16 protein-coding genes are annotated in these 14,862 nt (G+C 62.2%); 8 read left to right on the top strand and 8 right to left on the bottom strand.

Annotated features, from left to right (window positions below):
* Nucleotides 1–10: 10 nt before the first annotated feature.
* Genes fmt through def (FD715_RS13865) form a run of 4 tightly spaced genes read right to left on the bottom strand, consistent with a single transcriptional unit; the run spans nucleotide 11 to nucleotide 2,424 of the window.
* Nucleotides 11–916: a methionyl-tRNA formyltransferase gene (gene fmt, locus FD715_RS13880; protein ID WP_147110702.1), complete on the bottom strand. Its 906-nt coding sequence runs from the start codon at nucleotides 914–916 to the stop codon at nucleotides 11–13.
* Between the two features lies 1 nt (nucleotide 917).
* The gene (gene def / locus FD715_RS13875) at nucleotides 918–1,412 is read right to left on the bottom strand and encodes a peptide deformylase (RefSeq protein WP_147110699.1); all 495 of its coding nucleotides are present in this window, start codon (nucleotides 1,410–1,412) and stop codon (nucleotides 918–920) included.
* A complete protein-coding gene (def, locus tag FD715_RS13870) occupies nucleotides 1,409–1,909 on the bottom strand; it encodes a peptide deformylase (RefSeq protein WP_147110696.1) in 501 nt (166 codons plus the stop codon). The genes def (FD715_RS13875) and def (FD715_RS13870) overlap by 4 nt, the downstream gene beginning before the upstream one ends.
* Complete coding sequence (def, locus tag FD715_RS13865) at nucleotides 1,906–2,424, bottom strand: peptide deformylase (RefSeq protein WP_147110693.1); 519 nt, start codon at nucleotides 2,422–2,424, stop codon at nucleotides 1,906–1,908. Before def (FD715_RS13865) ends, def (FD715_RS13870) begins: the two co-directional genes overlap by 4 nt.
* Nucleotides 2,425–2,519: 95 nt before the next feature.
* Between def (FD715_RS13865) and FD715_RS13860 the strand changes: the two genes are divergently transcribed.
* From FD715_RS13860 to FD715_RS13845, 4 genes are all read left to right on the top strand, one after another.
* Complete coding sequence (locus tag FD715_RS13860; protein ID WP_147110690.1) at nucleotides 2,520–3,689, top strand: MalY/PatB family protein; 1,170 nt, start codon at nucleotides 2,520–2,522, stop codon at nucleotides 3,687–3,689.
* 245 nt (nucleotides 3,690–3,934) lie between these two features.
* Nucleotides 3,935–4,414, top strand: coding sequence for a hypothetical protein (locus FD715_RS13855; protein WP_147110686.1), 480 nt, complete (start codon nucleotides 3,935–3,937; stop codon nucleotides 4,412–4,414).
* Nucleotides 4,415–4,591: 177 nt separating this feature from the next.
* Nucleotides 4,592–5,248 (top strand): hypothetical protein, encoded by a 657-nt coding sequence (locus FD715_RS13850; RefSeq protein ID WP_147110683.1) that lies wholly within the window; start codon nucleotides 4,592–4,594, stop codon nucleotides 5,246–5,248.
* Complete coding sequence (locus FD715_RS13845; RefSeq protein ID WP_147110680.1) at nucleotides 5,229–5,465, top strand: helix-turn-helix transcriptional regulator; 237 nt, start codon at nucleotides 5,229–5,231, stop codon at nucleotides 5,463–5,465. Before FD715_RS13850 ends, FD715_RS13845 begins: the two co-directional genes overlap by 20 nt.
* A 28-nt stretch (nucleotides 5,466–5,493) precedes the next feature.
* On the opposite strand, the gene FD715_RS13840 is transcribed toward FD715_RS13845, so the two are convergent.
* Nucleotides 5,494–5,850, bottom strand: a complete 357-nt coding sequence (locus tag FD715_RS13840; RefSeq protein ID WP_147110677.1) for a hypothetical protein — start codon at nucleotides 5,848–5,850, stop codon at nucleotides 5,494–5,496.
* Between the two features lie 224 nt (nucleotides 5,851–6,074).
* On the opposite strand from FD715_RS13840, the gene FD715_RS13835 reads away from it, so the two are divergent.
* Nucleotides 6,075–7,058: a glutathione S-transferase family protein gene (locus tag FD715_RS13835; RefSeq protein ID WP_147110674.1), complete on the top strand. Its 984-nt coding sequence runs from the start codon at nucleotides 6,075–6,077 to the stop codon at nucleotides 7,056–7,058.
* Here FD715_RS13835 and FD715_RS13830 read toward each other — a convergent pair.
* Nucleotides 7,051–7,410 (bottom strand): response regulator transcription factor, encoded by a 360-nt coding sequence (locus FD715_RS13830; protein ID WP_147110670.1) that lies wholly within the window; start codon nucleotides 7,408–7,410, stop codon nucleotides 7,051–7,053. The genes FD715_RS13835 and FD715_RS13830 overlap by 8 nt on opposite strands.
* Before the next feature lie 181 nt (nucleotides 7,411–7,591).
* Between FD715_RS13830 and FD715_RS13825 the strand changes: the two genes are divergently transcribed.
* The 3 genes from FD715_RS13825 to FD715_RS13815 are packed head-to-tail and all read left to right on the top strand — an operon-like array spanning nucleotide 7,592 to nucleotide 10,610.
* A complete protein-coding gene (locus FD715_RS13825) occupies nucleotides 7,592–8,533 on the top strand; it encodes a threonine-phosphate decarboxylase (RefSeq protein WP_147110667.1) in 942 nt (313 codons plus the stop codon).
* Complete coding sequence (cbiB, locus tag FD715_RS13820) at nucleotides 8,530–9,450, top strand: adenosylcobinamide-phosphate synthase CbiB (RefSeq protein WP_147110664.1); 921 nt, start codon at nucleotides 8,530–8,532, stop codon at nucleotides 9,448–9,450. Before FD715_RS13825 ends, cbiB begins: the two co-directional genes overlap by 4 nt.
* Before the next feature lie 23 nt (nucleotides 9,451–9,473).
* Nucleotides 9,474–10,610 carry a lytic murein transglycosylase gene (locus tag FD715_RS13815; protein WP_147110661.1) on the top strand — a complete coding sequence of 379 codons (1,137 nt, stop codon included), beginning with the start codon at nucleotides 9,474–9,476 and terminating at the stop codon, nucleotides 10,608–10,610.
* 298 nt (nucleotides 10,611–10,908) lie between these two features.
* Here the strand turns inward: FD715_RS13815 and FD715_RS13810 are convergent, their stop codons facing one another.
* The gene (locus FD715_RS13810; RefSeq protein WP_223274881.1) at nucleotides 10,909–11,199 is read right to left on the bottom strand and encodes a hypothetical protein; all 291 of its coding nucleotides are present in this window, start codon (nucleotides 11,197–11,199) and stop codon (nucleotides 10,909–10,911) included.
* A gap of 116 nt (nucleotides 11,200–11,315) precedes the next feature.
* Nucleotides 11,316–14,771 (bottom strand): chromosome segregation protein SMC, encoded by a 3,456-nt coding sequence (smc, locus tag FD715_RS13805; protein ID WP_147110655.1) that lies wholly within the window; start codon nucleotides 14,769–14,771, stop codon nucleotides 11,316–11,318.
* Between the last annotated feature and the right edge of the window lie 91 nt (nucleotides 14,772–14,862).

Below are 14,862 nucleotides of genomic sequence, written 5' to 3'. Positions count from 1 at the left end.
GCCTGCTCTCCTACAATTGCGTGCCCTTGGACAGCGCCAGACCGCGCAAGAACACCTCCGCATCCTGCGCCCCTTTGCCCGCCCGTTGCAAGCGGGTCAGGCGCACAGCTCCCGTGCCACAGGCGACGGTCAGCGCATCGTCAAGGACCGCACCAGCAGCCCCCGCACCGTCGGCCAGCACCGACCCCAGCACCTTGATCCGCGTCCCCTCAAGCTCGAACCACGCCCCTGGAAAGGGCGACAGCCCCCGGATCAGCCGATCGACCTCGACCGCATCGCGACCCCAGTCAATCGCCGCCTCCGCCTTGTCGATCTTCTCGGCATAGGTCACGCCCGCCTCAGGCTGCGGTTCGGCCACCAGATCATCCAACCCCGCCAGCGCTTCGACAATCAACTCCGCGCCCATCCAGGCCAACCGGTCATGCAGGTCCGCCGTGGTCTCCGTCGCCCCAATCGGCGTGCTCCCCCGCAATAGCACAGGGCCAGTATCCAGCCCCGCCTCCATCTGCATGATACACACACCCGTCTCTGCATCCCCCGCCATGATCGCACGATGGATCGGCGCCGCCCCACGCCACCGCGGCAACAGGCTCGCATGAATATTCAGACACCCATGCACAGGCGCATCCAAAATCGGCTGCGGCAGGATCAAACCGTAGGCCACAACGACGGCCACATCCGCGTTCAGCGCCGCAAAATCCGCCTGCGCCGCCTCATTGCGCAGCGACACCGGATGGCGCACCTCCAGCCCGAGTGCCTCCGCCCGCGCCTGCACCGGACTGGGCCGATCCTTCTTGCCCCGCCCCGCAGGCCGCGGCGGCTGGGTATAGACGCAAACGATGTCGTGCCCCGCCGCGTGCAACCCATCCAGCGCCGCAACGGAAAACACCGGGGTGCCCATGAAAATCACACGCATCTCACCGCCCCTTCTTCGCCTTACGCAGTAGCATGTCCCGCTTCACCCGACCCAGATTGTCGAAGTACATCCGCCCGGCCAGATGGTCGATCTGGTGCTGCACGCTCCGCGCCTCCAGCCCTTCGAAATCGCGACGGTCTATCATGCCCTGCTCATTCAGAAACCGCACAGTAACAGCCTTCGGGCGCGGCACTTCAGCCGACACACCGGGCAGGTTCGGGCTTCCTTCCGTCCCCTTTTCGATTTCCGAGGACGCCTCAAGCACCTCCGGGTTCGCCAGCAGGATACGGCGCGACCGGTCCGTCGTCGCATCGACCACAGCCACGCGCAGCATCACACCAATCTGCGGCGCGGCCAACCCCACACCGGGCATCGCATCCATCGTCTCAACCATATCGGCCCACAGCGCGCGTATCTCGTCAGTGATGTCGGGCACATCCTCGGCAGGCGTACGCAGGCGCTTGTCAGGCCATGGGATGAAGGGACGAATGGTCATGCATCCCCCTCATATACTGCAAGGATTTCATCGCGCTGCATATCATCCACACGGTCTAGGGTGAGGATCCCGTCCAGATGATCCAATTCGTGCTGCGCACACAATGCGGCAAAGCCGGTGAGCCATGCCTCATGGACAATGCCATCCAGATCGGTCCAGACCATGCGCACCGATGTGGGTCTCGCGACGCTGGCTGTGACGCCCGGGATCGACAGGCACCCCTCCTCAGCCGTGGCCCGATCATCGGACCGCTCAATCACGTCAGGGTTGATGCAGACCACCGGGCGGCGCGTGCCCTCTTTCCACGTAGTATCCATCACAAACAGACGCACCAACGCACCCACCTGCGGCGCCGCGAGGCCCCGGCCGGGAGCGGCGTACATCGTCTCGAGCATATCTTCGGCCAACGCACGCACCTCAGGCGTAATCACATCAACCGGGGCGCAGACAGCCTCGAGCCGTGGATGCGGCCAGATCAGGATCTCCCGCACACTCATGCGCGGGCGCGTTCCCGTTTCAGCTTCTGCATCTTGCGAGTGATCAACTGGCGCTTCAGGGGCTTGAGGTAGTCGATGAACAGCTTGCCATCGAGGTGATCAATCTCGTGCTGCACACAAGTGGCCCACAACCCATCCATGGCCTCCGTCTGCTCATTGCCATCACTGTCAATCCACCGCACCTCGACCTCTGCCGGGCGGGTCACATCGGCAAACTGCTCGGGGATCGACAGGCACCCTTCTTCATAGGTGTTCAGCGTGTCGGACGACGCCACAATCTCCGGATTGAACATGATCAGCGGACGGGGCGCGTCGCCATCCTCCTTCACGCAGTCCAACACCACCAGACGGGTCAATACCCCCACCTGTGGGGCCGCCAACCCAATACCCGGCGCGTCGTACATCGTCTCAAGCATATCATCGGCCAGCGCGCGCAACTCGTCCGTCAGGTCGGGCACGGCCTCAGCCGTCTTTTTCAGACGCGGGTCAGGGTGCAGAAGAATGGGGCGTTTCATGGCGTTCATGTAAGCCAACGCCCCGGCCACCGCAATGTCCCCTTGCACCTGCTCCGATGCACGCTAGCCTGCCCCAAGACAAGCGGAGTATCCTCATGAGTTTCGACACCATCATCGACCGACGCGGCAGCCATTGCGTAAAATGGGACATGATGGAGGCGATCTATGGCGTCGACGGCGACAAGGGGCTCGCCATGTGGGTGGCCGACATGGATTTCCGCCCGCCGCAATGCGTGCTGGACGCGGTGCAGACGCAGCTGGACCACGGGATCATCGGCTATTTCGGGGACGACACGAAGTACCGGGAAGCGATCCAGTGGTGGATGAAGGAACGGCACAACTGGACGGTGCAGGCCGACCACATCTTTACCACCCATGGCCTCGTCAACGGCACCGCCATGTGCGTGGATACCTTCACCGAACCGGGCGACGGCATCGTGCTGTTCACCCCCGTCTACCACGCTTTTGCCAAGGTCATCAAAGCCAACAACCGGCGCGTGGTCGAATGCGAAATGCCCATGTCCGACGGGCGGTACGAGATGGACTTCGACACCTGGGACGAACAGCTCGACGGCTCCGAAACCATGCTCATCCTCTGCTCGCCCCAAAACCCCGGCGGGCGTGTCTGGACGCGCGACGAGCTGCTCGGCGTCGCCGCCTTCGCCAAACGGCACAACCTGATCCTCGTCTCGGATGAGATTCACCACGACCTCGTCATGCCGGGCCACACTCACATCCCCATGTCACACATTCCGGGGGTCGAGGACCGGCTGATCATGATGACGGCCACGACCAAGACGTTCAACATCGCGGGCTCCCACTCCGGCAACGTGATCATCGCAGACCCTGACCTGCGGGCCAAATTCGCCCAGCGCATGGCAGGCCTCGGCCTCTCGCCCAACTCCTTCGGCCTCTTCATGGCGACCGCCGCCTACTCACCCGAAGGTGCGGCATGGACCGACGAACTGGTCAGCTATCTCGACGGCAACCGCAAACTCTTCGATGAGGCGGTCAACGCCATTCCCGGTCTCTACTCGATGCCCTTGGAAGCCACGTATCTCTCATGGGTCGATTTCGACGGCACCGGCATGACGCGCGAAGAGTTCACCAAGCGCGTCGAACAGGACGCCTGCATCGCGGTCAACCACGGCCCAACCTTCGGCAAGGGCGGCGACAGTTGGCTGCGGTTCAACATCGCCACGCCACGTGCGCGGGTGCAGGAAGCGGTGGAACGTCTGGCCAAGGCATTCGGCGATCTGCAATAGCCGCGTAGGCCGCAGCCTGACGCAACACAAATCCGCCAACGGCGTGCACGCATATGCAGGTCGGGCGTACTCTCCTGCTCATTCCAGAAGCGCAGGATCGGCAAGTCTCCGCCCAGCATAGCGGGTTTTTGCCTGCGCGGGGACCACACAAAACGGTCAGTTGCGTTCATCCCAGAGCTTAATGACGCTCAACGGCGCTATCGGCTGCGGCGCAGTGTGTCGCAGGCACATTTCCAAAATTTTACATGGAGGATACTATGCCGATTGGCGGCGACATCATTAAATCAGAAATCTCAATAGACGGCGGTGGCGGAGGTGGTTTCCTGTCGATCATCTCAGCCGGTCCCGCAGGCTTTGCCGGGTCCGGTGGGTCCGGCTTCTTCTCAAGCGTTGGCTTTGGCATTGGCCAAACGTTGCAATTGCCTGGCTACACGGTTGGCGACTTCGTCTCAGCCGCAATGGATGATGCTGCGGGCACGCCTAGTGATCCTTGGGACGAGTTCATAATCAAAGATCCGCCCAAAGACGCCGAGATTAACTACGACCCGGACACAGACTCGGCGACCTACTCCGTCTACGACCCGTATACCGGGATAACGGACGTCTACACATACAGTGCGGATGGCGCCTTTAACTTTCAAATGATACCGGACGACTCTACGTTCTCCGATCTTGAGGGACGCATTCCGCAGGTCCCATTCGGCTCGGATTTCGAATTATTTTGAATGTACCAGCGCCGCGGTTCGCTGCGGCGCCCATGCCAGCTCTAGCGGCATCATTTGGTTGCGCAGGAATGGAAACGCGCAGGTCGGCGCTTACCGACAGGTCATCCAAAGATGTAACCTTGACGTGACCGATTGAGATCTAAAATGTAACCTTTAGGTTACAAAATGGTGGTCTCTATGTTTGATCAGGAACAAGGTTGGAACCGCGCCAAACGTTCCGGCCTCATCTTGTCTGGACTGTGCTTTTTGGTCGCCCTCTTCGCAGGCCCGCTGGCAAGTTTAAGTCCCAACCTGGATCCCGAAATACTGCGGGGGCCAGCCATCGGCGGGGCGTTTGGTGCTGCTGGCGTCGCGCTTTTGTTCGGACTGAAACCGCGCAAGCGACCTGATCCGGCGCAGAAACTGAAGATTGAAAGGCGTTCGCTGCCGCTCCTCCTCATTTCAACCCTCAGTTTCGTCATTTGGATGCCGCTGCTCTTCTGGTTCACAACCGCCCCTGACCCGCTGTCGGTCCCGGTCTTTATCTGGATCGTGCTTGGCCTCGCCTTCCTCCTGAGCCTTGTAACAGCTCCGTTTCTCTGGATCGAAATGCGGGCCGCGCGGGCCGATCCTTCTTTGCTGGACGAACGACAGCAGACCAATATGGCGCGGGCCTATCGATGGGCGTTCACAGGCACGTTCCAAATCGCGTTGCTCGGCGGTCTTGCGATGACCTATGTCGACGTCCCGCTCGACGCGGCCCACGTCGCAATAGGGTTGGCTATGATCTCAATGTTGCTGTGGACACTGAACTATACATGGCGCGAGTGGTGCGATGGCAGAGCCAGTGGATGAACGCTTGGGCAATGCGCTCAAATCACGGCGCAAGGCCGCTGGTCTGACACAGGCAGAACTTGCACATGCCATCAACGTGTCGCGCAAAACGATCAATACGATTGAAAACCGCGTTTTCATCCCCTCGACGCTGCTGGCACTGAAACTCGCCCGCCACCTCGGGTGCAGCACAGAGGATCTGTTCTTTCTGATCTCGGACGAAGCCGACAGCACCTGACCAGCAGGCGGTGTTCAGGCGCCCAACGTCACTCGGCGTCCCGCGTCAACAATGCCACCGGTGCATTCTCGGCCCGCACGAAATCCAGCGCGGGCTTTTCAGCTACGGCAGTCAGGCGCTTGAACTCGTATCGCATCTCGCCCGCTTCTTCATCGGCGGCGACAATCAGGCATTGGAACAGGTGGATCGCACCATCGTACAAATCAACATAGCCGCGAAGATACGGTGCCGTATCGGCCTGCATGGAAAACCCAGTCTTCCACATGCGCAGCACAGGATAGGTGTCGCCATCAACGGCAAGCCGCAAGCGCGATGCCTCCTTTAAAGACACTAGGCGCGCGCTGTCCAAGCCCGCTTGCACTTCTTTGGGTACGAATGTCGACATGGCAGACTTTCCTTTTCCCCACCCACGCCAAACATGCCGCGTAAAACGAGTCGTTTCACTGAAATTCCAACAACATGGCACGAGTCTTTCGGCCTGTGTCTTTCCTGTGACTCTCATCTATTACATGCAGATGTGCAAAGACGCAGGCGTGATGCGCGCCACAGTCACTTTGCGCGCAAATCCGCCGCCCCTACATCTGCCGCAACTCAAGCAGGAGAAGTCACATGGGACTTTTGGTGGACGGCGTCTGGCATGACCGCTGGTACGATACGAAATCGAGCGGTGGAAAATTTCAGCGCAGCCAAGCCAAGTTCCGCAACTGGATCACCGCAGATGACCATGCGGTCCCGTCTGGTAAGGGCGGATTTGCAGCTGCCAGCGGGCGGTATCACCTCTATGTCTCTTACGCCTGCCCCTGGGCGCATCGCGCACTGGTCTTCCGCACGCTCAAAGGATTGACCGATCACATCAGCATCTCCGCCGTGCACCCGGATATGCTGTCCGACGGCTGGACATTTGAGACAGACAATACGGGAGCGACTGGTGATACGCTCTACGACCTGCCTTACGCAAGGGACATATACCTAAAGGCTGATCCGACGTTCTCAGGCCGCGTGACCGTGCCGATCCTCTGGGACAAAGAGCGCGAAACCATCGTGAGCAACGAAAGCTCCGAGATCATCCGCATGTTCAACTCCGCCTTTGACGGTATCACCGGAAACACCGACGATTACTGGCCCGAAGCGTTGCGCGACGCCATCGCACCGGTAAACCACCGCATCTACGACACGCTCAACAACGGCGTGTACAAATCCGGCTTCGCCACCACGCAAGAGGCCTATGATGAGGCGGTGCATCCACTCTTTGACACCCTCGATTGGCTGGAGGATCGGCTGTCGCGCTCACGCTATCTGATAGGCGACCGGCTGACCGAAGCCGACTGGCGGCTCTGGACCACGCTGGTGCGTTTCGACGCCGTCTATCACCTGCACTTCAAATGCAACCGCAAGCGGCTGGTCGATTACCCCAACCTCTGGGCCTATACCCGCGAACTATACCAGATGCCCGGCGTGGCCAAGACGGTGAACATGGACCACATCGTGCGGCACTATCATTACAGCCACGAAAGCATCAATCCGCACCGGATCCTTCCGATCAATCCCGTTCTGGATTTCGATGAACCTCACAGGCGCGAAGCGCTCAGCTGACGCCGTAATGCTCCACCATCGCGGCCAAATCCTCGGGCGGCGTGCCAGCAGTCACAAAGGCGCAGGCGTTGCTGGCATGATTGAAAATCGACCCGTCCGAGAAGAAGGTCGTGTCGGTGACAAAGATCACTCGCGCATTGGGATGGCGATAGCTGGCAAAATCCGCAACAGCAAGCGCGCTGCCTTCGTCGAGAACCAGATCCATGACAATGATATCGGCCTCGTATTCAGACAGATGCGCCACAGCCTCGTCCTGACCGTGAACAAGGGCCACGTCCGCACCCTGCCGTGCGAGGTGCCGCTGCCACAGCACACCCAACTCCTGTCGGCTTTCAACGATCAATACATTCATGGTCACTCCGAGCGGCCCTTAGGGCACGCTCATTCTTCTGGGCAATATTGTGTTAACAAACAATTAACGGATCATGTAGTCCGTTAACGCGATCACTCAGACTTGAAAACTGGGCAAGTTTCCGCTTTGTCCGGGCCAGAAGACGCCGAAACCGGCACGTGATGCACAGGAGCCTTGCATTTTGGCGCAAACACGAGATCACGGCGGCGGTCTGGATGCAGCCATTGCGCAATATGGCGGGCAGCGCTCCGGCTGGATCGACCTGTCCACAGGCATTAACCCCACGCCCTATCCGTTACCAACGTTCTCGCACATGGACTGGACTGCCCTGCCGGACAAAGCCGCCGCAGACCGTTTGATTACCGCCGCGCGCACGGCCTGGAATGTACCGGATGGCGCAGCCATCCTTGCCACGCCCGGCGCTTCGGCAGCCATCGCACAGATCCCCCGGCTCGCGCCCACAGGCGTGGTCCATATCCCCGCACCTACCTACAACGAACACGCCGCAAGCTTTGCCAATGCAGGCTGGGCCGTAACAGGAAGCCCGCGGCCTGCAGATGCCCACGTTGTCGTACACCCCAACAATCCGGACGGACGACAATGGAGCGCTGCCGATCTGACAGCCCCCCTGAAGGTCATCGACGAAAGCTTTTGCGACGTCATCCCAGATGCCAGCCTGATCGCGCATGCCGACCGGCCCGGCACGCTGATCCTGAAAAGTTTCGGTAAGTTCTGGGGTCTCGCCGGCGTGCGCCTTGGCTTTGTCATTGGCGATCCAACCCTGATCGCGCAACTCACCGATATGCTCGGCCCCTGGCCCGTGTCCGGCATCGCGTTGACCATCGGGGCAACAGCGCTCGAAGATCAGACATGGGCGCAAGACACGCGTAATACTTTGAAACGGGACGCCAAACGTCTCGACACTTTGATGCAGGCCAAAGGCGCTGAGCTGGTGGGCGGCACGACGCTCTTTCGGCTCTACGACGTAGGCAACGCGGGCGCCTGGCATACCCGACTCGCAGAGGCACATATCTGGAGCCGCGTCTTTCCCTACAGCAGCAGTTGGCTGCGCCTTGGTCTTCCACCGACGGGGGCGTGGGACCGGCTTGAGGCCGCGCTGTGACAACCGCGTTGACGCTTGCGCTTGCCATGGCCCTCGATGCCATGGCTGGAGAACCGAAGTGGCTGTGGTCGCGTCTGCCGCATCCGGCCGTTTTGATGGGCCGCGCCGTCAGCGCTCTCGACACCCGGCTCAACACCGCGCCCGCCACGCGGGCCAAAGGCGTTGCCGCCATCACGGTTCTCGTCGTCGCCGCGGGCGTCACCGGTCTCGCCCTAGCCCAGCTTGGCTGGCTGGTCGAAGTCATCGGTGCCGCCATCCTGCTGGCGCATCGCTCGCTTGTCGACCATGTCGCCGCCGTCGCCCACGGCCTGCGCCAATCCACGGGCGAAGGGCGACGCGCCGTCGCCATGATCGTGGGCCGCGACGTCAGCACCGCCACCCCGGATCAGGTCGCCCGCGCGGGGATCGAAAGCCTGTCGGAGAACTTCAGCGACGGCGTGATCGCGCCCGCCTTCTGGTTCCTGATCGGCGGGCTGCCCGGCATCCTGATCTACAAGGTGGTCAACACCGCTGACAGCATGATCGGCTACCTAACCCCGCGCCACGCGGAATTCGGCTGGGCGGCAGCACGGCTTGATGACCTTCTGAATTGGGTGCCCGCCCGGCTGACGGGGGGGCTGATCGCGCTTGCGGGCGAGGCAACAGCACATTGGGCAGCAATCCGCGCCGACGCTGCGCTGCACCGCTCGCCCAACGCCGGCTGGCCCGAAGCCGCCATGGCCCGTGCCCTGAACATCGCCCTGGCCGGACCGCGTAGTTATCATGGTCGGATGGAAGATCTAGCCTGGGTCAACCCCGATGGACGTCGGACCCTTGGCCCGGCCGACATTGACGCCGCCGTCAGGATCGTGTGGAAAAGCTGGGGTCTTGCCCTGGCCGCTATTATTTTTGTTGGAGTTTTGATTTGGATATTCTGAGAAAACTCGCCTGCGCGGCGGTCATGACATGTCTGCCGAGCCTCGCGCTGGCGCAATGCGGGGGCGACTTCTCGGCCTTCAAAGACGGCCTAGAATCGGAAGCCGCATCGCGCGGCATTGCACCCGCAACCGCAGAGCGTTTCCTCGCCTCCGTACGACAGGACCCCAAGGTTTTGCGCGCCGATCGCGCACAGGGCGTGTTCCAGCGCCCCTTCGTCGACTTCTCCCGCCGCTTGATCTCGCAAAATCGGATCGACACCGGCCGGTCGAAGGCCCGGCAATGGGACGGCGTGTTTGAACGGGTCGAACAGGCCTACGGCGTAGACCGCAACGTGCTCCTGGCCTTCTGGGCGTTCGAGACGGATTACGGATCGTTCCAAGGTGACTTCAATACCGCCAACGCCCTCGTCACACTGGCCCACGACTGCCGCCGCCCCGATCTGTTCCGTCCACAGGTCTTTGCCGCCATGCAACTCTTCGCCGCCGGAGATTTCGACCCCGCCGTCACAACCGGGGCATGGGCAGGTGAGATCGGCATGGTCCAGATGCTGCCCGGCGACATCATCGAAAACGGCGTGGACGGCGATGGCGACGGGGCGGTCCGCCTCAAAACCTCTGCCCCCGATGCGCTGATGTCCGGCGGCAAGATGCTTCGGCATTTCGGCTGGCGCGCGGGCGAGCCCTGGCTGCAAGAGGTCACAGTGCCCGCGCAGATGGACTGGAGCCTGAGCGGTGTCGGCAAACCACGCAACGTTGCCGACTGGCAAGCCATGGGCGTCGAGGCGCGCAATGGCCAGCTTGCGAACCTGCCTGCCTCCCTGATCCTGCCGCAAGGGCACAAAGGCCCCGCCTTCCTCGCCTATCCGAATTTCGACGTCTATTTCGAGTGGAACCAGTCCTTCACCTACGTTCTCACCGCCGCCTATTTCGCGACCCGTCTGGGTGGCGCGCAGGTTTACGATGCAGGGAGCCCAGACGCAGGGCTGGGTCCCGATGAGATGAAGCTGTTACAGACCAAACTGCAGGCGCGAGGCCACGACGTAGGCAAGATCGACGGCATTCTCGGCGCCGGGACACGCGCCGCCGTTCAAACAGAACAGAAGCGGCTCGGTCTGCCGGCCGATGCCTGGCCGACACCAGCGTTGCTTAACCAACTTTGACAGCGCGCGTTTGAGTTTTGGTAAGAATTGGACTATATTTAACGCATCGGAAGTTTTGTTCAGTTCAATCACCGAACAAAAGGCTCGGCAGAGGAGCATCTCTGCCGGGTCACTCTTTTTCAGGCTACAGCCCGATCAAGAGTCGGATAAGCGCGACACACAATGTCATGACTGCGATCGCGACCATCCATCTTCGGAAGTTTCTCTCCGACAGTTCAATCACCCCCTTTCACGGCCCGGGTTGGGCCGCGCAGGCAAGATGCTGAGAAAGTGAAGAAGATTTGGTTAAAACTGCGCGTTAAGGCCGGATCGGAAACCGCTCACCCTTTTCGGTCAGCATGACAACGCGACCATCGCTTTCGACATAGCGATCACAGCGCCCGAACCCGTTGCGAAAGGCGATGCAGACCGTGCCGTCCGCTGCGATCTCGTATTGACCAAAGGCAGTCCCGCCACCATTGGCGTAGGTGTAGGAATAAGCCCCGCCCGCCGAAAACTTGGACTGCCCATCATCAAAGAATGTCAGAGTGTTCCCTTCGACCAGCGCCATCACGGCAGGACGATCAAGAGGCGCATCAGTGCTGCGCACTGCCCAATCTTGGGCAAAGGCGGTACCAGTAAGCAGGAGGAAAATCAGAGAAAATCGCATGATGTATCTGTAGCATGCCTGGAACATACGGTCCCGTCACGTCATGGTGACCAGTCTCAAGCCACCATCGTCTCTGCTTTCTTCAGGTCCACCGACACCAACTGGCTCACCCCCTGCTCGGCCATTGTCACGCCGAACAACCGATCCATCCGCGCCATCGTCACCGCATGGTGGGTAATTATCAAAAATCGCGTATCTGTGCGGCGGCACATCTCGTCCAGCAGATCACAGAACCGGGTCACGTTGGCATCATCCAGCGGCGCGTCCACCTCGTCCAGCACACAAATGGGCGCCGGGTTCGCTAGAAACACAGCAAAGATCAGCGCCATCGCGGTCAAGGTCTGCTCACCCCCCGACAGCAGGCTCAGCGTCGACAGCTTCTTGCCCGGCGGCTGACACATGATCTCCAGCCCCGCCTCAAGTGGATCCTCACTTTCGACCATGACCAAGTTCGCCTCACCCCCGCCAAACAGATGGGTAAAGAGCAGCGAGAAGTTCGAGTTCACCTGTTCAAACGCCGTCAACAACCGCTCCCGCCCCTCGCGGTTCAGGCTTGCAATGCCGCTGCGCAGGGTCTTGATCGCCTCTTCCAGATCGGCCTTTTCGCCCACCAGCGTGTCATGCTCCTCCTGCACCTCCTTGGCGTCTTCCTCAGCCCGCAGGTTGACGGCCCCCAAAGCATCGCGCTGCCGCTTCAACCGCCCCACTTCGGTCTCCAACGCCTCCGCCCCCGGCATCTGATCCGGCACAACATCCAGAGCCGTCAGCAACTGGTTCGGCGTCATCTGCTGCTCTTCGGCAATCCGCTCTGCGGCATAGGCAACCGTCTCGCGCGCCGCCTCCGACCGCGCCTCGGATCGGGCCCGCGCCTCACGCGCCTCGGAGGCCAGGCGCTCCGCCTCACGCTCGGCGAGCGTCGCATCGCGCAACTTGCCCTCGCCCTCGGACAACGCATTAGCGGCTTCGGCCTTACGGCTCTCAGCCCGCGCAATCTCGTCACTCAAGGCCTCGCGCTTGGCCGCCAACTCACCCGGCGCCGCCTGCGCTTCCTTCAACTCGGCCTCTGACGTCACCTTGCGATCAATCAGCTCGGCCGTCCGGCGCTCCGCCGTCTCAAGCCGGTGCTTCCAGCCGCTTACCTCTTTGGTGATTTCCTGCGCGCGCTTCACGCGGGCCTCACCCGTGCGGCGCAGATCGTCATGGGCCGACCGACGCGACATCATGGTAATGCGCGCCGCCTCAACGGTCATGCGCAGGTCCTCAACCTCCGCCCGCGCGGCCTCCAGATCGGGCAAATCGGCCAAGGCCGTCTCGGCCTCCGACACCCGCACCCGCGCCGCCATCGCATCCTCTTCGTGCCGGGTCACGGCCAAACCAAGGGACTCCAACCGCCCCTCAGCCAGATTGCGATCCGCCTCCGCCCGGCTCAGCGCTCGCCCTGCATCCGCGACCATCCGGTCTGCCTCACGCCGCGCATGGCGCGCCATCTTATCAGCCTCGGTCAACTCAGCCATGCGAGCAGTCAACGCCTCATGCGCCTGCCGCGCACCATCCGCACGGGACGTGGCCCGCTCCAGCGACTGTTTCAACTCCTCCAACCGGTTCAACTGCTGCAAACGCAAGGCCGCCGCACTCGGCGCATCCTCCGCCCACGCGCGAAACCCGTCCCAACGCCACACATCGCCTTCCTGCGACACTAACCGCTGACCGGGCTTCAACAGCGGCTGCAACCGCGCCGCGTCATCTGCATCGACGAGGCCAATCTGCGACATCCGGCGCTGCAACACTTCCGGCATCGACACGTGCTGGGTCAGCGCCGTCACACCCTCGGGCAACGGCTGATCCACATCGTAGGCAGGCAAAACCGCCCAGCCCGATGGACCATCCGCCTCAACCTGCGGCGCCCGCAAGTCATCGGCCAAAGCCGCCCCAAGCGCCTTCTCAAACCCCTGCTGCACCTGCAACCGGTCGAGGATCTGACCGCCCTCCGCCGTATCCCGCTCCACCAGCTTGGCCAGCGCTCCGGCCTCGGCACGCAGAGCATTCATCTCGCCCTCAGCCTCCGAGCGTTCGGCGCGGGCATCGGCCTCACGCGACTGCGTCTCGGCCCGCGCATCCTCCGCCGCGATCAGCGCCGCATCGGCCCGTTTGGCCGTCGCCTCAGCCTCAGCCGACGCCGCCTCAGCCGCTTCAAAATCCACCCCCGCCTTGTCGAGCGCCGCGCGGCTCGTCGCCACAGCCGCCCGCGCCTTCTCTGCCTCAGCCTCCGACTTCGCCTCAACCTTCCGGCTGTCCTCCAGCAAACGCTGCGCCGACCCATGCCGCGCCGCCAGACGCGCCACATCCTCGGTCTTGTCCGATTGATCGCCCTCGCGCGCTTGCAAAACCTGGCCCGCCTCGCGCGCCGCCTCTGCCGCCTCAGCCAGCAGCCCCTCATGGCCTTCACTGGCCTTGGCAATCTCGGCGGCTTCCCATTCCAGACGCTCGATCGTCTCACCCGCGTCCTTGTTCAGCCCACCCTCGCGCTCGATGTCCCGCGCCAACTGCGCAATCCGACCGGTCAACCGCTCAATGGCCTGCTCCGCCTGCGCCTCCTGATCGGCCAGGGTATCACGCTGCACCGCCAAACGCTGCAAGACGGCAGCGGCAATCGCATCCTCCTCGCGCAACGGGGGCAAGGCATCCTCGGCCGTCACTCGTGCCTTCGCCGACACCTGCACAGCGCCTTCTGCCTGCGCCGCCGCAGTGGTCCGCGCACGCAGCTCCTCATCCGCCGCAGCCCGCGCATCATCCGCCTCGCGCCAGCGTCGATACAGCAACTGCCCCTCAGCCTTGCGCAGGGCGTCGCCAATCTCGCGATAGCGCGCCGCCTGCCGGGCCTGCCGGGCCAACTGGTTCAACTGCGCCGCCAACTGCTCAATCACATCATCGACGCGCGCCAGGTTCTGCTCGGCCCCCTTCAGCTTCAACTCGGCCTCGTGCCGCCGCTGATACAGGCCGGAAATCCCCGCCGCTTCCTCAAGAATCCGGCGACGGTTCTTCGGCTTGGCGTTGATCAACTCCGCAATCTGCCCCTGCCGCACCAGCGCAGGCGAATGCGCGCCCGTGGACGCATCGGCAAACAGCATCTGCACATCGCGCGCCCGCACATCCTTGCCATTGGTCTTGTAGGCGCTGCCCACATCCCGCGTAATGCGTCGCACGATCTCCAGCGCGTCCTGATCGTTGAACCCTGCAGGCGCCAGCCGCTCCGAGTTGTCGATATGCAGGCTGACCTCGGCAAAGTTGCGCGCGGGCCGGGTGGATGCGCCGGCAAAGATCACATCCTCCATACCCCCGCCGCGCATCGCCGTGGGGCGGTTCTCACCCATCACCCAGCGCAGCGCTTCCAGGAGGTTCGACTTGCCGCAACCATTCGGGCCGACCACGCCGGTCAGACCGTCCGCGATGATCAGGTCGGTCGGATCGACAAAGGATTTGAAGCCGGTCAGTCGAAGTTTGGAAAAGCGCACGCGGCCCCCAAAGTGAGTCTGGTTGGGCTGGCATGGTGGACGGCCATGGGCAAAGCTGTCAACGCCACGCCCCCACAAACTGCGATTTGGG

This window comes from Tateyamaria sp. syn59 (assembly GCF_007995245.1).
GTDB lineage: Bacteria > Pseudomonadota > Alphaproteobacteria > Rhodobacterales > Rhodobacteraceae > Tateyamaria.
This window is presented reverse-complemented; position numbering and strand designations above follow the sequence as displayed.